Below are 17815 nucleotides of genomic sequence, written 5' to 3'. Positions count from 1 at the left end.
CGACAGGCAAGGATCAGACATGGACAACAGCGACACCGTCGTCTTCGCCCGGGTCGGCAGCGCCACGGCGCCGGGCGGGCCTGCGGAGCCGGACGACGACCGCGACGCCGCGTCGCCGGCCGTGGCGGCGGAACCCGACGAGGGCCTCACCGCCGCGCTGGCCGCCGCCGCCCCGCGCCGGTGGTGGAACCGGGGCACCCTGGTCCTGGGCGCGCTCGTGCTCGTCGTCGCCGGCTTCGTCGGCGGGGTGCAGGTGCAACAGCGGTGGGGCGAGCCGGCGGCGGGCGCCGCGGTCCCGTCCTGGTCGTTCCCGGCGGGTCTGGCCAACGGGGCGGCCGGTTCGGGCCGTGGTCAGGGCCCCGGCGACCAGCCGAGCGCCGCCGCGTCGGGCGCGGCGGCGGGCACCACCACCGGCACGGTGACGCTGGTCGACGGCGACACCCTCTACGTCGAGACCGCCGACGGCACCGTGGTCACGGTCCGCACCACCGACGACACCGCCGTGCGGACCACCCGGGCCAGCAAGCTGACGGCGATCGAGCGGGGCCAGCGGGTGACCGTGCAGGGCGGCGCGCTGACGGACAACGCCATGACCGCCACCTCCGTCACCACCGGCGGCTGAGCCGCGGCTTTCGCGGCCCGGGGCGGCCGACGGTCGCGGGCCCGGTCCCGCCCACGGCGTGCGTGGGCGGGACCGGGCCCGCGGTGTCCGTGCGACGGATCGTCTCAGGCGGTGGTGCCGGTGACCGCGCTGCCCGAGCGGGTCACCTTGTACGTGACCTTCTCGCCGCTCCAGAAGTGGAAGGTGAGCGTGACCGGGGCGTTGTCGGTGACCGCGGCGAAGAAGTCCGGGGTCAGGGCGATGGAGCTGCCGGTGTAGTCGGGCTGGAACGTGACGTCGAACTCCTTGAACGGCGTCCAGTCGTGCGGGCCGGCGTTGCTGCCGTCGGCGTACTTCGCCTCCATGGTGGCGAGCTGGTCGCCCCGGAACTGGGTCGGGATGGCGAACGCGCTGGTCGTGCCGGTCGCGTTGCCCAGGACCGGCCGGTCGTAGGTGATGATGTTGATGCGCCACGGCACGCCCGCCGAGAACCGCGCGTGCAGGGTCGCGTTGACCCCGTACGCCCGGCTGCCGGTCAGCCGGGTCAGCGCGGCCGCCGTCAGGGTGAGCTGGCTGCCGCTGACGGTGTAGTCGGTGCCCTGGACCAGGTCGGTGCTGCCCTGCCGCAGGCCCTGGAACGTGGTGCCGTTGAGGTTCAGGGTGAGGGTCTTGGCGCTGATGGCGCTGGCCTTGGCGGTGAACACCAGGTCCGACGAGGCGGTGCCGGAGCGGGTGGTCCAGCTCGACTTGATCTGGGCGATCAGCTCCGGGTCGCTCCACTGGAACGAGGTCCGGCCGAGGTGCTGCCCGTTGTCCCACAGCATGGTGGTGAGCTTCCTGGCCCGCGCGTAGTGGCCGAAGTACTCGAAGAACTTCAGCTTCTCGCCCTGCTCGATGGTGCCGGTGTGCCGGTCGAAGCCGAGCAGGCCGTACTCGCCGACGATGACGGGGATGCCCTTGGCGACGAAGGCGTCGTACACCCGGTCGAAGGAGTCGGTGAGGTCCTTCTGGGCGGTGGCGTCGAAGTGGGTGCCCCCGGCGACGTTCACGCTGAAGGGCCAGTAGCCGTAGTAGTGGACGGTCGCGATGAGGTTGCGGTCGTTGAGCGCGTTGAACGTGGCGACCAGTTCGTCGATGCGGGCCTGCTCCGACGAGGTGTGCAGGGTGGGCAGCACCAGCAGGCGGGTGGCGTTGTTGCCGCCGGAGGCGCGCACGATGCGGTGGAACGACGTGTTGAGCTCGGCCAGCAGGGTGGCGTTCTGGGCGTCGCCGGAGCTGCCGGTGAACTGCGGCTCGTTGACGCTCTCGAACACCAGCTTCGGCGACGAGCCGCGGAACGTGCTCGCCAGCTGGGTCCAGATCGCGTTGTACTTGGCCAGCACGGTGGTCCGGTCGGTGGGCATGGTGTTGATCCACTGCCACGAGTCGTGGTGAATGTTGATCATCACGTAGAGGTCGTCGGCGAGCGCCCAGTCGACCACCTCCTTGACCCGGTTCAGGTACGCCGCCTCGATCGGGTAGTTGGGCGCGCCGCCCAGGTGCGCGCTCCAGGTGACCGGGATGCGGACGCTCTTGAAGCCCTGCGCCTTCACGTTGTCCAGCAGCGCCTCGGTGATGCGCGGGTTGCCCCAGGCGGTCTCGTCGGCGCCGACGGCGTCGAGGGAGTTGCCGAGGTTCCAGCCGGGCTGCATCGCGGCCACGGCCGCCATCGCGTCGCCGGCCGGCGGGGGCGTCGTGGGCGGGGGAGTGGTCGGCGGCGGCGTGGTGGGCGGCGTGCTGGTCGGCGGGGCCGTGGTCGGGCCGACGCCGCCGGTGCAGGCGACCCCGTTGAGCGCGAAGGAGGTGGGGCTCGGGTTCGTGCCGGACCACGAGCCGTTGAAGCCGAAGGAGACCGACGCGTTGGTGGCGATGGCGGCGTTGTAGCCGACGTTGGCGGCGGTGACGTCGTCGCCGGCGGCGGTGACGGTGGCGTTCCACGCCTGGGTCACCCGCTGCCCGGCGGGGAACGTCCAGGTCAGGCGCCAGCCGTTGACCGCGTCGCCGAGGTTGGTCACGTTCACGTTCGCGCCGAACCCGCCCTGCCACTGGCTGCTGACCTGGTACGTCACCGCGCAGCCCGCCGCCGCCTGCGCGGTGCCCGCGACCAGGACGCCGACGGCGGCCAGCAGCATCGTGACCGCGCTGGTGAACGCGCCGATCCGCCATCGGGTCCGTCGGGTGGTGCCTCGTGTGCCGATCATGACACTCCTTGCCGGGAAGATGCCGCCGCATGATGAGGGTGGGCAGGGCGTCGGGAACGCGCACGTGACGCCCGTCGGACGGGCAGATTAAGTTTGGACCCTAAACTTTGTCAATCGGTGAGCGGCTATGCCGCAGGTGGCCCGACGCCTGGCTAGGCTTGCCCGGTACGTCGCAGAGGGGAGGGCACCTGCCGCCGACCGCCACCGTGCTCGTGGTCCTCGGGCGCGGCGTGCTGCCCGCCGCCGGGGGGACCTGGGCGCTCACCCCGGCCAGCCTCGCGCGGGTCCGGGCCGCCCGCGACTACGTCGCCGCCAACGAGGCGGCCTTCGCGGCCGCCGCCCAGCGGGGCCGGCGGCCGAGGATCGTGTTCACCGGCGGCTGGGCCGAGGCCGCCGAGGGGGCCGCCCCGCCACCGGCCGGGTGGCGCGAGGCCGACCTTATGCTCCGCGAGGCGCTCGCGGCCGGCCTCGACCGGCACGCCGACCTGCGCGCCGAGGCCCGCTCACGCAGCACCCTGGAGAACCTCCTGCGCACCGCCGCCGACGGGCTGCTCGCCGGCCACGCCTTCGACCGGCGCCACCCGCTGGGCATCGTCTCGCACACCTGGCACCTGCCCCGGGTCCGCTACCTCGCCCGCCGGGCGCTCGGGCTGCGCGGCGGGGCGCTGCTCGACGTGCCCGCCACCGGTGGGGAGCCCGCGCCCGGATGGTGGCCGGAGGGCGCCGTACGCATGGCGTGCCGGCTGTGGTTCCTCGGCGTCCGCGACCCGGCGGGCCTGCTGCGCCGCGAGCGGGCGATGGTCGCGCTGCTGCACCGGGCCCGCCGCGGAACCCGTCGGGGTCCGGCGGGCGGGCGGCCCTCCGCCCGGCGGCCGACGGGAGGTGACGCGGACGCCCCGACGGGGTACAGGACGGTCGCCGGCGGATCGACCGCCGTCACGAAGAACAGGCGGACCCCATGATCGTCCTCGTGCCGGTGTACGAGCCGGGACAGCGGCTGCCCGACCTCCTCGGCGAGCTGCGCGACGCCGCCCCCGACGTGCCCGTCGTCGTGGTCGACGACGGCAGCTCCCCGGCCTCGGACCCGGTCCTCGACGCGGCGCGCCGGCTCGGCGGCGACGTCCTGCGCCACGGGTCCAACCGGGGCAAGGGCACGGCCCTGAAGACCGGGTTCCGGCACGTCGCCCGGGCCTATCCCGGGCACGACGTGGTCTGCGCCGACGCCGACGGGCAGCACCGGGTCGCCGACATCCTGCGCGTCGCCCGCGCCCTGCCCGACGGCGACGGCGACGGCGCGATCGTGCTGGGGGTACGCCGGTTCGACGGCACGGTGCCGCTGCGCAGCAGGATCGGCAACGGCGTCACCGGGCTGCTGTTCCGGGCCGCTACCGGCGTCGGGGTCCACGACACCCAGACCGGCCTGCGGGCGTACCCGCGCGGCCTGCTCGACTGGCTGCTCGCGGTGCCCGGCGAACGCTTCGAGTACGAGATGAACGTCCTGCTCCACGCGGCGCGCGACGGCCACCCCGTCCGGCAGACCGTCGTCGCCACCACCTACCTGGCGGACAACGCGTCCTCGCACTTCGGGGCGCTGCGCGACTCCGCCCGGATCTACCTGCCGCTGCTGCGCTTCGCCGCGTCGGCGCTGCTCGCACCGTCCCGTCCCCGCCGATAGGCCCGTTCGCCCCTCCTTCCCCCGCCCGCCGTAGAACCATGTGGGGGCGGGCAGGCGCCTCCGACGCCGTACGGCCGCACCGGCCGTACGACGCGGAGGGGTCGACGTGGAGGGGCTCGTCCTGATCGTGGTGCTGGCGGCCACCGTGCTCGTCGGCACCACCATCGGCGGGCGCTACCGGGTCGCCCCGCCGGTCCTGCTCATCGGGATGGGCGCGCTGCTGGCGCTCGCCCCGCCGCTGTCGGACGTGGTGCTCGAACCGGACGTGGTGCTGCTGCTGTTCCTGCCCGCGATCCTCTACCGGGAGAGCCTCACCATCAGCCTGCGGGAGATCCGCGCCAACCTGACCGTCATCGCCCTGCTCGCCGTGGGGCTGGTCGCGGTCACGATGGTGACGGTGGCGCTGGTCGCCCAGGCGGTCGGGGTCGAGGGGCCGGCGGCGTGGGTGCTCGGGGCGGTGCTGGCCCCGACCGACGCCGCCGCGGTCGCCGGCCTGGCCAAGCGGATGCCCCGCCGGTTCCTCACCGTCCTGCGCGCGGAGAGCCTCATCAACGACGGCACCGCGCTCGTCCTCTTCGCCGTCGCGCTCGGCCTGATCACCGGCGGCGCACCGCCGGGGGCGCTGCCGCTCGTCGAGCGCGTCGGGGGGTCGTTCCTCGGCGGCGTCGCGGCCGGGCTGGCGATCGGGGTGGTGGTCGTGCTGATCCGCCGCCGCCTCGACGACCCGCTGCGCGAGGGCGCGCTCAGCGTGCTCACGCCGTTCGTCGCGTTCCTGGCCGCCGAGGAACTGCACGCCAGCGGGGTGCTCGCGGTGGTGGTCGCCGGCCTGGTGCTCTCCTTCGCCGGCCCCCGGGTGATCCGGGCACCCTCCCGGGTGCTGGCCTACGCCTTCTGGGACCTCACCACCTTCCTGATCAACGGGGGCCTGTTCGTGCTGCTCGGGATGCAGATCCCCCGGGCGGTGCGCGGGGTCACCAGCACGTCGGTGGGGCAGGCGCTGCTCATCGCGGTGCTGGTCGCCGGCACCGTCCTGGCGACCCGGATGGCCTGGCTGCACCTGTCGGCGTACCTGCTGCGGCTCGTCGACCGCCGTAAGTCGCAACGGGCCCTGCGGGTCGGCTGGCGGATCCGCACGGCCGCCGGGTGGGCCGGCTTCCGCGGCGCGGTGTCGCTGGCCGCGGCCCTCGCGGTGCCGCTGACCACCCCGGCCGGGGAACCCGTCCACGAGCGGGACCTGATCATCTTCTGCACGGCGCTGGTGATCGTCATGATCATGCTGGTGCAGGGCACCACCCTGCCGCTCGTGGTCCGCTGGGCGGGCCTCGTCGGCGACCAGCAGCGCGCCGACGAGGTGCGGATGGCCCGCCTGCGGGCCACCGAGGCCGGGCTGGCGGCGCTACCGGAGGTCGCCGACGGGCTGGGCGTGCACCGGGACGTCGCCGACCGGATCCGCGTCGACTACCAGGACCACCTCGACGACATCCGCGCCGCCGAGCAGGGCGAAGCCGCCGAGCAGGCCCGCGACCTGGAGCGCCGGCTTCGGCTGGCGGTCCTGGACCGCAAGCGGCGCGAGATCACCCGGCTGCGCAACGCCAACGAGATCGACGACACGGTGCTGCGCGAGCTGCAGGCCGCGCTCGACATCGAGGAGATCCGCCTGCTGGGCCCGCCCACCCCCGAGTGACCACCGGCCGGGCCGGCACGCGGCGTCAGGCCCCGTCCACGTCGGTCCGGACCGGCCCGGCGACGCCGAGTGGCCCGGGCGCGGCGCGCAGCCGACCCGGAACGGCCCACCACTGATCGGGCCGGTCGACGACCGGAGCGGTGAACCCGTCCCCGGTCACCCGGGCCAGCCGTAGCAGGAAGGCGGCGATGCCTGCGGCGCCCTGCATCCATCCCGTCCCGGGTGGCAGCAGCGGTGGGTCCTGACGGTGCTCCACGAACCGCCAGCGGGCCCCGTCGTCGTCGCGGATCGCCCGCTCGACGAGCGCATCGCCCATCATGCAGGCGGCGTCCCGCAACGGCCCCCACACGGCCGGCTGGTCCTGTGCGGCGTCCAGCAGCGCGTCGCCGACCCCGGCGGTGCCGCAGCAGCGGCCGTCGTTGTCCCAGAAGCCGGGGCGCAGCCGGCGCGGCACGCCGGCGGCGAGCACGGCGTGCAGGCAGCGCCGTCGCAGCTCACCCGTCCCGACGCCGCCGGCCTGCTCCACCCCGGTGTGGGCCAGGGCGGCGAACAGGTACGAGGTCCCGGTCGGACCATGGCACCAGCCGTACGTGACCGGTTCGACGTCCCGTTGCGAGAACGGCAGGGTGTGCGGCACGACGAACCCGCCGTCGTCGAGGGAGCCCACGGTGAGCAGGTGCCCGGCGCCCTGGCGGGCGGCGTCGAGGAAATCGCCCCGGCCGAGTGCCCGCCCGGCGACCGCCAGTGCCGTGGCCACACCGGCCGTGCCGTGCGAGTAGTTCGGCATGCTCGACGGGTGGCCCGGGCGGATGCGCCAGGCCAGTCCGCCGCCGGCCGGTTCGGCCGCCCGCAGCAGCGCCTCCCCGCCGGTGGACATGATCCCGTCGGCGAGGTCGCCGCCCGCCCAGGCGGCAGTCAGGACCACCCCGGCCGTGCCCATGATCAGGTCGGTGAGCGGACCGTCGTGTCCCGCCCCGACCGCCAGGGTCGTGTCCCACCCCGCGGGGGTACGCAGTTCGGCGAGCCGCTCCAGCGCGATCCGTTCCCGTCCCGGGGCGAGCAGCCGCAGCGCCACCACGTCCCCGGCCAGTCCGTCGCAGAACGACGGCTCGACGCGGACGGCCGCCATGGTCGACAGCCGGTCCGTGATGCCGGCCGCGAGGGATCGCTCCACGTCCGTCAGCGGGCGGTGCTGCCCGATCTCCGCCAGTACCGGGGCGAGTCCGGCGATCCCCGCGTACAGCGAGTCCCGGTCGTCGGCGGGCCCGGCCGGCGGCCCGTCATCGGGCACCGACACGGGAAGCCACGGCCCGTCGTCGTCCCGGATCTGCCCGAGCACCCATGCCCAGGCCGCCTCGCCCCACTCCCGATACACCCCGGTGTCGACCACGGCGTCACGCTAGCCCGTGCCGCGGGCGACCGCTGACCCGATCCACCCGCCGACTCCCCGTTCTCGCCGGCCGCCCGCGGCGGTGGTCCCTCGTGGAACTCGTCCGGCCGTCGGCGGGTTCGCGGGACGCAGCATGGCGCGGGGTCGTCAGGCCCGGGCCGGCACGCCGCCCGCGCCCTCCCGCAGCGCCAGGTCGGAGAAGTGGCAGGCGACCTCGCGGTCGGCGTCGCCCGGCGTCGGGCCGAGCACGGGCTGCACCTGCCCGCACTGCTGCCGGGCCAGCCGGCAGCGGGTGTGGAACCGGCAGCCCGGCGGCGGGTCGGACGGGCTGGGCGGGTCACCGGCGAGCACGATGCGCCGGCTGCCGCCGCGCTGGCCCGTGGGATCGACCACGGGGGAGGCGGACAGCAGCGCCTGGGTGTACGGGTGGGCCGGCCGGGAGTAGACGGTCTCGGTGTCGCCGATCTCGGCGAGCCGCCCGAGGTACATGACCGCCGTGCGGTCGGCGACGTGCCGCACCACGGACAGGTCGTGGGCGATGAACACCAGGGCGATGTTCATCCGGCGTTGCAGGTCCCGCAGCAGGTTGACCACCTGCGCCTGCACGCTGACGTCGAGGGCGGAGACGGGTTCGTCGCAGACGAGGATCTCCGGTTCCAGGGCGAGGGCACGGGCGATGCCGATGCGCTGGCGCTGCCCGCCGGAGAACTGGTGCGGATAGCGGTGCATCAGCTCCGGTGCGAGCCCGACGAGGCCGAGCAGCTCGGCGACCCGGTCGGAGCGGGCCCGCCGGTCGCCGCGGCCGTGCACCACGAGGGGCTCGGCGATCAGGTCGCGCACGCACATGCGCGGGTCCAGCGAGGTGTACGGGTCCTGGAAGACCATCTGCACCTGGCGGCGCAGCAGCCGCCGGTCGCGCCCCCGCACGCCGGTGATGTCGCGTCCCCGCACCACGATGCTGCCCGAGTCGGGGCGTTCCAGGCCGACCAGCATCCGGGCCAGGGTGGACTTGCCGCACCCGGACTCCCCGACGACGCCGAGGGATTCCCCGGCGTGCAGCCGGAGGCTCACCCCGTCGACGGCGCTGACCCGGGTGCGGCCGAGCCCGGCCCGGCCGGTGGTGAACGTCTTGCGCAGGTCCGTGGCGACCAGGACGGGTTCAGCCGGTGACGACATGCGACAGCTCCTCGGTGCGGTGGCAGGCGGCGGCGCGGCCGTCGATGACCCTCAGGGCGGGGCGCTCGGTGCGGCACCGCTCGACGACCCGGTCGCAGCGGGGGTGGAACGCGCACCCGGGCGGCTTGCGGGTCGGGTTGGGCGGGGTGCCGGGGATGGCGTACAGGTCGTCGCCGCGCTGGTGGGCCTGGGGCACGGAGCGCAGCAGGGCGTCGGTGTACGGGTGGGCGGGCGTGCCGAGGACTTCGGCGGTGGTGCCGGTCTCCACGACCCGCCCGGCGTACATGACCACGACCCGGTCGGCGACCTCGGAGACGACGCCGAGGTCGTGGGTGATCAGCAGGATGCCGATGCCGAGATCCCGGCGCAGCCCGTTGAGCAGCTCCAGGATCTGGGCCTGGACGGTGACGTCGAGGGCGGTGGTCGGCTCGTCGGCGATGATCAGCTCGGGGCGCAGGGCGATGGCCATCGCGATGAGGATGCGCTGGCGCATCCCGCCGGAGAACTGGTGCGGGTACTCGTCGACCCGCCGGTCCGGGGCGGGGATGCCGACCTGGGCGAGCAGGTCGACGGCGGCGGCGCGGGCCTGCCGGCGGGACGCGCCGCGATGGGTACGGAACAGCTCGCCGAGCTGGTCGCCGATGCTGAGCACGGGGTTCAGGGCGGACAGCGCGTCCTGGAAGACCATGCTCATCCGGTTGCCGCGCACGGCCCGGCGCCCGGCCTCGGTGAGCGTGGTGAGGTCGGTGCCGCCGAGCGCGACGCGGTCGGCCTCGACGCGCACGGTCGGCGGGTGCAGCCCCATGATCGCCTTCGCGGTGACCGACTTGCCGGAGCCCGACTCGCCGAGCAGCGCGACGAGTTCGCTGGCGGCGACGTCGAGGTCGACGTCCACGGCGGCGGGCACGTCGCCGCGCCGGGTGGCGAAGGTCACGGACAGCCCGCGTACCGACAGGGCCTGTCCTCCTCCGTCCGGTGGGGCGGTGGTTGGGGCGTCTGGCTGATTCACCGCGAGCCTCCAGCTACGCATAACGGACGCCCGTGCCGGTAATCCCCGCTGCAACGGCCGTCCGTGCCTGTTCCTGAACTGCATCTTGACTTCCGTGCCGAATCATTGCAACCCTCTAATCGGTCGCGCCGGTTCTGGGCGCCGACCCCGGCGGCCGCGCCTCTTCTTCGCGGGCCGCGAATCTGAAGGGACCCCACGCGGATGCTTGAACAGGCGAAGCGCTACACCGGCTACACGGCGTACGACTACCTGGAGGCCGGCAAGGACTTCAAGAAGTTCCGGTACGCCGAGCAGATCGGCCGGGTGCCGGCCTACGCCGGCCTCGACCTCTCCGACAGCCAGCGGGAACGCACGCAGCGGCTGCTGCGCGACGAGATCGTCATCTCGCTGCACGACCACGTCCAGGTCTTCCCCGAGGACATGGGCCAGCTCCGCGAGCACATCCGGGCCGGCCGCGAACCCACCGGCTACCTCGGCCTGTCCCGCTCGGGCATGACCGCCGTGTTCGACAACGGCATGGACGGCACCTGCTGCATCTCCAGCGACGCCGGCTGGAAGTACACCGACGTCCTGTTCGACCTCGGCGTGCGGATGGCCGACATCGCCCACCAGGACTACGTGATCAAGGCCGAGTCGCTCAAGGACATCTACCACGCCCACGAGACCGGCCGGCTCGCGCACGTGTTCGCCCTCGAAGCCGCCACCATGATCGAGAACGAGGTCGACCGCCTCGACGTGCTCTACGGCTTCGGCGTCCGGCAGATCGGCATCGCCTACTCCGAGGCCAACATGCTCGGCGGCGGCCTCAAGGAACGCGGCGACGGCGGCCTGACGTACTTCGGCGAGCGGGCCGTCGAACGCATGAACAAGCTCGGCCTGGCCATCGACATCTCCCACTCCGGCGACCGCACCGCCATGGACGTGATCCAGAAGTCCAACAAGCCGGTGTTCATCACCCACTGCGGCTCCCGCGAGGTGTGGCCGACCAACCGGATGAAGCCCGACGCGGTCATCGCCGCCTGCGCCGAGCGCGGCGGAGTGCTCGGCCTGGAGGCCGCCCCGCACACCACCCTGTCCCCGGCCCACCCCCGGCACAGCCTGGAGTCGGTCATGGACCACTTCGTCCACGCGGTCGACCTCATCGGCATCGACCACGTCGCCTTCGGCCCCGACACCCTCTTCGGCGACCACGTCGGGCTGCACGACGCCTTCGCGGCGAACCTGTCCACCAAGGAGGCCCACGGCCGCGTCGAGTACCCCAAGGTCGAGTACGTCGACGGCCTGGAGAACCCCGCCGAGTGCTTCTACAACATCATCGGATGGCTCGTGGCCCACGACTACTCCGACGACGAGATCCGCAAGGTCATCGGTGGCAACACCATCCGCGTCCTCGAGGAGGTCTGGGTCTGATGCGTCTCCGCCTACCCCTCGTCGCCGTCACCGCGCTCGCCGCGGTGGTCGCGACGGCAGCCTGCAGCCCCAGCGCGCCGAGCGACTCGGCCGCCCAGGGCGGCGACAAGAACGCCACCCTCACCATCGCCACCACCACCGACGTGGTCAACTTCAACCCGCTGCTGGGCAACAGCCGCACCGACGGCTGGATCACCAACCTGATGTACCCGCGGCTGCTCACCATCGACGCCAACGGCGCCAAGCAGCCCTACCTGGCCGCCGACCGCGGCTACAGCGACCCCACCACCGGCTTCTACGAGCTGCGCGGCGACATGAAGTGGAGCGACGGCACCGCCGTCAGCGCCGCCGACGTCGCGTACACCATCAACACGATCATGACGAAGAAGCCCGCCGGCAACGTCGTCTACGGCCAGCTCGCCAACGTCGAGTCCGCCTCCGCCCCGACGGCCACCCGCGTCGAGCTGAAGCTCAAGCGGCCCGACGCCACCGTCGTCGACGAGGTCGGCTTCTGGATGAACGTCGTGCCCAAGCACGTCTTCGAGAAGGCCCCCGACGCGGGCACCTTCGCCAACAACAGCGACTGGGTCAGCGCCGGGCCGTTCAAGCTCACCACCGTCGCCAAGGGCCAGAGCTACACCCTGGAGCGGGTCACCCCGTACCCGATGGCCCCCGCCGGCACCCCCAACGTGGCGAAGGTCGTCTACCGGGTCTACCCCGACGTCAACACCGAGATCCTCGCGCTGCGCAACGGCGACGTGGACCTCATCGCCAACGCCCTGCCCCCGGCCCAGGTCAAGACCCTCCAGTCGACCCCCGGAGTCAAGGTCCAGGAGGTCCCCGGCCTCGGGTACGCCCACATGACGTACAACATGACCCGCAAGCCCCTGGACAACCTCAAGGTGCGGCAGGCCCTCGCCCACGCCGTCGACTACGAGGCCATCCGCTCCGTCGTGCTCCAGGGCCAGGCGGTCACCACCGGCTCCAGCCCCATCCCGCCGGTGCTCAAGGACTTCGTCAAGCCCGACCTCAAGGAGTACGCCTTCGACCCGGCGCTGGCCCGCAAGCTGGTCACCGAGTCCGGCGTCGGCACCCTGCGCCCGCTGACGATGATCTACTCGCTGCAGGACGCCGTCACCTCGCAGTGGGCGCAGCTGGTCAAGGACAACGCCGCCCAGGCCGGCATCACCATCGAGCTGCAGGGCATGGACCGCAACACCTACCTGGCCAAGACCGCCGCCGGCGAGTACGACATCTACGCCGGCAACTTCGCCATCATGGACGACCCGGCCACCAACATGGCCCTGACGTTCCTGCCCGACGGCGCCATCAACTACACCAAGGTCGACGACCCGGCGCTGAGCGCGCTGATCACCAAGGCCACCGCGACCACCGACAAGGCCGCCCAGAAGGACCTGATCTGGCAGGCCGCCACCCTCGTGCACGACAACGTCTACGACAACGTCATGTACATGCAGAACCTGTACGTCGCCCACAGCGACAAGTGGGACGGCTTCGTGGTCAAGCCCAGCGAGCTGCTGTCGGTGGTCGACCCGCAGTCCCTGGCGAACGCGCGGAAGGTCGGCTGAGCACATGCCACCGGTTGTCGGCTTCGTCGCGCGGCGGCTCGGACGGGCGGTCCTGACGCTCTGGTTCGCCACCACGATCACCTTCCTGCTGCTGCGGCTGCTGCCCGGCAACCCGGCGCTCGCCGTCGCCACCCCCAACATGACCCCGCAGACCCAGGCGATCCTGCTGCGCCAGTACGGCCTCGACGAGCCCCTGCTCGTCCAGTACGGCAAGTACCTGTGGCAGCTCGTCCAGGGCAACCTCGGGGTCTCCATCACCCAGTCCGTTCCGGTGACCGACGTGCTGCTGGAACGCCTCCCGTGGACCCTGCTGCTCACCGGGTCCTCCCTGCTGGTGACGGTCGCCGTCGGCATCCCCCTCGGGGTGCTGGCGGCGACCCGCCCCAGCGGGCTGCTCGACCGGCTCGTCCAGGTCGGCGGCGTCGTAGGCCAGTCGGTCTTCGTGCCCAGCGTCGCGATCGCGCTGCTGTTCCTGTTCGGCCTGCAACTGCGGTGGCTGCCCATCGGCGGCGCGTACAGCCCCGGCGTCTACGGCGGGCAGTGGTACCTCGACGTCGCGGCCCACCTGGTGCTGCCCTGCGTCAGCCTGGTCCTGGTGCAGCTCGGCTCCTACGTGCTGACCCTGCGGGCCACCCTCATCGACTCCCTCGGCGAGGACTACTGCGTCCTGGCCACCGCCAAGGGCCTGCCCCACCGCAAGGTGGTGTGGAAGCACGCCCTGCGCAACGCGCTGCTGCCCACCACCACCCTGGTCGGCCTGCAACTGGGCTTCCTCGTCGGCGGCGCGGTGCTCACCGAGACCGTCTTCGCCTACCCGGGCATCGGCCGGGGCATCTACGAGGCGGTAACCCAGCTCGACTACCCCGTCCTGCAGGGCGCGTTCGTCCTGCTCGCCGCGACCGTCGTGCTCGCCAACGTGGTCACCGACCTGGCGTACGGCCTGCTCGACCCGAGAGTGAGGACCCAGTGACCGCCGCCGGCATCGCCCTCGACCAGGTCGTCGCCGACCAGCCGACCGCCGCGAGCGCCACCTGGACGGCGTTCCGCCGCAACCCGCTGGGCCTGGTCTCCCTCGCCGTGCTCGCCGCCCTCGTCGTCGTCGCGGTCGCCGCCCCGCTCATCGCCGACTACCCCGGCGGCTACGGCCCGGCGGTGCTCACCCCGCCGTCCGGGCAGCACTGGTTCGGCACCGACAACCTCGGCCGCGACATCTTCGCCGAGGTCGTCTGGGGCACCCGGATCAGCATGCTCGTCGCCGCGCTCTCCTCCGCCCTGGCCATCGTCATCGGCGTGCTCGTCGCGGTGCTCGGCGCGTACTTCCCGAAGGTCGACACCATGGTCGGCACGGTCGTCGACCTGGCCCTGTCGCTGCCGGTGCTGCCCCTGATGATCCTCGTCGCCGCCCTGGCCGGGCCCAGCCTCGCCACCGTGGTCGTGGTCATCGCCCTGTTCTCCTGGCCGGAGGTGGCCCGCGTGGTCCGCTCCCAGGCCCTGGCCGTGGTCCGGCTGCCCTACATCGACGCCGCCCGGCTCACCGGCGGCTCCTGGCTGTGGATCATCCGCCGGCACCTGGTGCCCGCCGTCGCCCCCGTCATCGTGGTGTCGGTCGTGCTCACCGCCTCCCGGGCCGTGCTGTCGGCCGCCGGCCTGGCCTTCCTCGGCCTCGGCGACCCCAACAGCTGGTCGTGGGGTCGGATCCTCTACGAGGCCCAGCAGTCCGGCGCGATGTCCAGCGCCTGGTGGACCACCCTGTTCCCCTCGCTGGCGATGCTCGCCCTCGTCGTCTCCGCCACCCTCATCTCCATCGCCTACAACGACGCCCGCAACCCACGCACCCGGGAGAACTGACGTGCTGTCGACCCAACGGCTCCCCGTGGACTTCTACCGCTCGGTGCAGGACGACGTGCGCGCCGCCGCCGACCGCGCCGGCCTGGCCGCCGTCCTCACCGACCACCCCGACGACGTCGCCTACCTCACCGGCTTCTTCCACCACCCCTGCGAACGACCGGTGGCCGTGCTGCTGCCCGTCGACGGCCCCACCCGGCTGCTGCTGCCCGAGCTGGAACGCGAGCACGCGCAGGCCCAGCAGGCCGCCGCCGACCTGGTGTCCTACCCGGAGTTCCCCGGCCGCGTCCCGCCGTTCACCCACCTGCGCGACGTCGCCGGCCGCGTCGGCCACCCCGGCAGCACCGCCGCCGCCCGCGTCGCCGAGATCGCCCGGGACCTGCCCCGCGCCGAGCTGGAGATCGCCGACGTGGTGGGCACGGCCCGGCTGCGCAAGCGGCCCGAGGAGATTGCCCTGCACGCCGAGGCCGCCCGGATCACCGACCTCATGCTGGTCGCCGGCCGCGACCTCGTCGAACAGGCGCTCGCCGCCGGCGGCGAGCTGCCGAGCGAGGCCGAGCTGGCCGCGCACGTCACCCGGGTCGGCACCGCCACGATGTACGCCGACCACGCCGACGTCGTGGTGGTGTCCCTGCTCGCCGGCGGCCTCGTCTACGCCGGCCCCAACAGCGCCCACCCGCACGGCCTGCCCTCGGGCTACCGGCTGCGCCCCGGCGACACGTTCATGCTCTCCCTCGGCTGCGCCGTCGGCGGCCGGTACGTCGAGGGGGAGCGCACGTTCCTCCTCGGCGAGCCCAGCGCCGAGCAGCGCCGCTACTACGAGGCCGTGCGCGCCGCCCAGCAGGCCGGCACCGAGTTCCTCGCCCCGGGCGTGGTCTGCGCCGACGCCAACCGGCACTGCCTCGACGTGATCCGCGACGCCGGCCTGGCCGGGTTCCTGCGCCACCGGCAGGGCCACGGCATCGGCCTCGGCATGCACGAGCCACCGTGGCTGGAGGACGGCGACCCGACCGTGCTGGAGGAGGGCATGGTCGTCTCCAACGAGCCCGGCATCTACGTGCCCGGCCACGCCGGCTACCGCATCTCCGACTCGATGCTGATCACCGGATCAGGGGCCCGCCCCTTCACCAGCTACCCCCGTTCCCTCGACGACGTCGTCATCCCCGTCCCCTGAGCCGCCGTCCCGTCCCCTGAGGAGTGCCCGCCGTGCGACTGCCGATCAACGGAAACGAACTGGAGGTGGAGGTCTTCGGCGCCGAGGACGCTCCGCTGCTCATCGCCCACCACGGCGCGCCCGGCCTGGGCTCCCGCGCCGAGCCCCGCGCCACGTTCCGGCCGTTCGCCGACACGTTCCGCGTCCTGGTCTTCGACGCCCGCGGCAGCGGCGTCAGCGAGGGCCGGCCGCCGTTCACCCACGAGCAGTGGGTCGCCGACGTCGACGCGCTGCGGGAGTGGGCCGGCGCGGAGCGGTTCGTCCTGGCCGGCGGCTCCTACGGCGGCTTCATCGCCATGGAGTACGCGATCCGCCACCCGGAGCGGCTCACCGCCCTCGTGCTGCGCGACACCTCCGCCGACCACGAGAACGAGAAGGCCGCCCGGCGCAACGCCGAGGCATCCACGCGGGTGAAGATCGACCCCGATAAGCTGGACCGCATCAACACCGGACGGGTGCGCGACGATGACGACCTGCGGGACTGCTGGCGGGAGATCCTGCCGCTCTACGACCATGTCTACGATCCGGCGGCCGTCGAGGCCAAGGTCGAGGCCACGTTCTACCGCTACGAGACGCACAACCACGCGTTCGCGGTGAACCAGCCCGCGTACGACATCAAGGCCGACCTGCACCGCATCACCTGCCCGACGCTGGTGACCGTCGGCCGCGACGACTGGATCACCCCGGTGGCCAGCAGCGAGACCATCGCCGACCTGATCCCCGACGCGCGGCTGGTGGTGTTCGAGAAGTCCGGCCACTCCCCGCAGGTGGAGGAGGCCGAGCTGTGGCGCGAGACGGTACGCGACTTCCTGCGCGAGGTGGGGGCGGATGAGCAGCGGTCCTGAGCACCTGGACGACCTGGACCGGCGGATCATCCTGGCCCTGCAGGCCGACGGGCGGGCCACCTGGACCGAGATCGCCGAGCGGTGCCAGACGTCGGTGACCACCGTGGCGCGCCGCGGCCAGCAGCTGCTGCGCGACGGCATCGTCCGGGTCGCGGTGATGCCTGACGTCGAGTACCCGGGCGCGGCGGACCTGTTCGTGCTGCGCATCACCTGTGAGCCGGGCACCCAGAAGCGGGTGCTGGCCCAGCTCGCCGACCGGGCCGACCTGCGCTTCCTGGCCCTGGTCACCGGCCCGGCGGACATCATCGCCGAGCTGAGCCTGCGCCGGGGCGACTCGCTGCACGCCCGGATCGTCGAGGAGATCCAGGCGATCGAGGGCGTGCAGCGCTGCGACACCGACCTGACTCTGCACGTCTACAAGGTCTCGCACGACTGGGGCCAGCAGCTGGTCGTGCCGGGCACGCCCGACACCGTGGTCGAGGTGCACCAGTGCGCGCCGGGTCACTTCGACGCCGCCGACGAGAAGATCATCGACTTCATGCAGGAGGACGGCCGGGCCAGCTTCCGCGCGGTCGCCAAGGCCCTCGGCGTCGACGAGAGCACCGTGCGCCGCCGGTTCGAGGTGCTCCAGCGCCGGGGCTGCATCAGCGTGGTCACGCTGGTCTCCGCGCCGGCGCTCGGCTTCGAGTCCGAGATCATCTTCAACATCACCGTCGACCCGGCCCGCCTCGACACCCTCGCGCACGAGCTGGGCACCCACCGGGGCGTCCGGTACGTCGCGGCCACTCTCAACCGCAACGCGCTGTTCTGCGAGGTCATCCTGCCCACCACCGATGACGTGCACGCGTTCACCACCCGCACGCTCGGTCGCCTCGACGGGGTGCAGGGCTGGACGGCCAGCATGGTGCTGCTCACCATCCGGCGGGGCTTCGTCGAGACCCCCTGGTGGCGCGACAACGTCTGAGGCGGGCATCCGGGCAGTTCGGAGGCCTTCTCCGCCAAGGAGGGGGGTCGATTTTGCGGGCCCGAGGGGACGGAGTAATGTTCTGTTCCGGCAGGGAAACGGGCGCCAGGTGGGAGACCACGGCGGGCGGCCTGCCGGACCCCAGGAAGCCACCGGCGGATGCCGGGTGCAGAA

General features: G+C 73.0%; 15 protein-coding genes. 11 read left to right on the top strand and 4 right to left on the bottom strand.

Annotation, left to right across the window (positions count from 1 at the left end; translation table 11 throughout):
* The first annotated feature begins 19 nt into the window (after window positions 1-19).
* Entirely contained in the window at window positions 20-622 is a 603-nt protein-coding gene (locus ACVMYR_RS32255; RefSeq protein WP_457123603.1) for a hypothetical protein, read from the top strand.
* A gap of 104 nt (window positions 623-726) precedes the next feature.
* Here ACVMYR_RS32255 and ACVMYR_RS32250 read toward each other — a convergent pair whose 3' ends face one another.
* Window positions 727-2841, bottom strand: a complete 2115-nt coding sequence (locus ACVMYR_RS32250) for a cellulase family glycosylhydrolase (protein WP_457123602.1) — start codon at window positions 2839-2841, stop codon at window positions 727-729.
* Between the two features lie 158 nt (window positions 2842-2999).
* Between ACVMYR_RS32250 and ACVMYR_RS32245 the strand changes: the two genes are divergently transcribed.
* From ACVMYR_RS32245 to ACVMYR_RS32235, 3 genes are all read left to right on the top strand, one after another.
* Entirely contained in the window at window positions 3000-3803 is an 804-nt protein-coding gene (locus ACVMYR_RS32245) for a YdcF family protein (RefSeq protein ID WP_457123601.1), read from the top strand.
* Window positions 3800-4516, top strand: coding sequence for a glycosyltransferase family 2 protein (locus tag ACVMYR_RS32240; protein ID WP_353902138.1), 717 nt, complete (start codon window positions 3800-3802; stop codon window positions 4514-4516). Before ACVMYR_RS32245 ends, ACVMYR_RS32240 begins: the two co-directional genes overlap by 4 nt.
* A 106-nt stretch (window positions 4517-4622) precedes the next feature.
* Window positions 4623-6200, top strand: a complete 1578-nt coding sequence (locus ACVMYR_RS32235) for a Na+/H+ antiporter (protein ID WP_077937904.1) — start codon at window positions 4623-4625, stop codon at window positions 6198-6200.
* Between the two features lie 25 nt (window positions 6201-6225).
* Here the strand turns inward: ACVMYR_RS32235 and ACVMYR_RS32230 are convergent, their stop codons facing one another.
* The 3 genes from ACVMYR_RS32230 to ACVMYR_RS32220 all read right to left on the bottom strand — a co-directional run bounded on the left by ACVMYR_RS32230 (window position 6226) and on the right by ACVMYR_RS32220 (window position 9796).
* On the bottom strand, window positions 6226-7590 hold the full coding sequence (locus ACVMYR_RS32230; RefSeq protein WP_457123600.1) for a lanthionine synthetase LanC family protein: 1365 nt from the start codon (window positions 7588-7590) through the stop codon (window positions 6226-6228).
* Window positions 7591-7737: 147 nt separating this feature from the next.
* Complete coding sequence (locus tag ACVMYR_RS32225; protein WP_396793289.1) at window positions 7738-8766, bottom strand: ABC transporter ATP-binding protein; 1029 nt, start codon at window positions 8764-8766, stop codon at window positions 7738-7740.
* Complete coding sequence (locus ACVMYR_RS32220) at window positions 8750-9796, bottom strand: ABC transporter ATP-binding protein (RefSeq protein WP_457123599.1); 1047 nt, start codon at window positions 9794-9796, stop codon at window positions 8750-8752. The genes ACVMYR_RS32225 and ACVMYR_RS32220 overlap by 17 nt, the downstream gene beginning before the upstream one ends.
* A gap of 180 nt (window positions 9797-9976) precedes the next feature.
* Here ACVMYR_RS32220 and ACVMYR_RS32215 point away from each other — a divergent pair, with 180 nt between their 5' ends.
* From ACVMYR_RS32215 to ACVMYR_RS32185, 7 genes are read left to right on the top strand one after another with little or no spacing between them, the layout of a single operon-like run.
* Entirely contained in the window at window positions 9977-11185 is a 1209-nt protein-coding gene (locus ACVMYR_RS32215; RefSeq protein ID WP_457123598.1) for a dipeptidase, read from the top strand.
* Window positions 11185-12774, top strand: a complete 1590-nt coding sequence (locus ACVMYR_RS32210) for an ABC transporter substrate-binding protein (protein ID WP_077937911.1) — start codon at window positions 11185-11187, stop codon at window positions 12772-12774. Before ACVMYR_RS32215 ends, ACVMYR_RS32210 begins: the two co-directional genes overlap by 1 nt.
* A 4-nt stretch (window positions 12775-12778) precedes the next feature.
* On the top strand, window positions 12779-13744 hold the full coding sequence (locus tag ACVMYR_RS32205) for an ABC transporter permease (protein ID WP_077937912.1): 966 nt from the start codon (window positions 12779-12781) through the stop codon (window positions 13742-13744).
* Window positions 13741-14622 (top strand): ABC transporter permease, encoded by an 882-nt coding sequence (locus ACVMYR_RS32200; RefSeq protein ID WP_091286080.1) that lies wholly within the window; start codon window positions 13741-13743, stop codon window positions 14620-14622. Before ACVMYR_RS32205 ends, ACVMYR_RS32200 begins: the two co-directional genes overlap by 4 nt.
* Window position 14623: 1 nt before the next feature.
* Complete coding sequence (locus ACVMYR_RS32195) at window positions 14624-15793, top strand: M24 family metallopeptidase (protein WP_457123597.1); 1170 nt, start codon at window positions 14624-14626, stop codon at window positions 15791-15793.
* Between the two features lie 32 nt (window positions 15794-15825).
* On the top strand, window positions 15826-16677 hold the full coding sequence (locus ACVMYR_RS32190; RefSeq protein WP_077937914.1) for an alpha/beta fold hydrolase: 852 nt from the start codon (window positions 15826-15828) through the stop codon (window positions 16675-16677).
* Window positions 16661-17641: an Lrp/AsnC family transcriptional regulator gene (locus ACVMYR_RS32185; RefSeq protein WP_077937915.1), complete on the top strand. Its 981-nt coding sequence runs from the start codon at window positions 16661-16663 to the stop codon at window positions 17639-17641. Before ACVMYR_RS32190 ends, ACVMYR_RS32185 begins: the two co-directional genes overlap by 17 nt.
* Window positions 17642-17815 lie beyond the last annotated feature (174 nt).

It is taken from the genome of Micromonospora sp. PTRAS2 (genome assembly GCF_054052245.1).
This window is presented reverse-complemented; position numbering and strand designations above follow the sequence as displayed.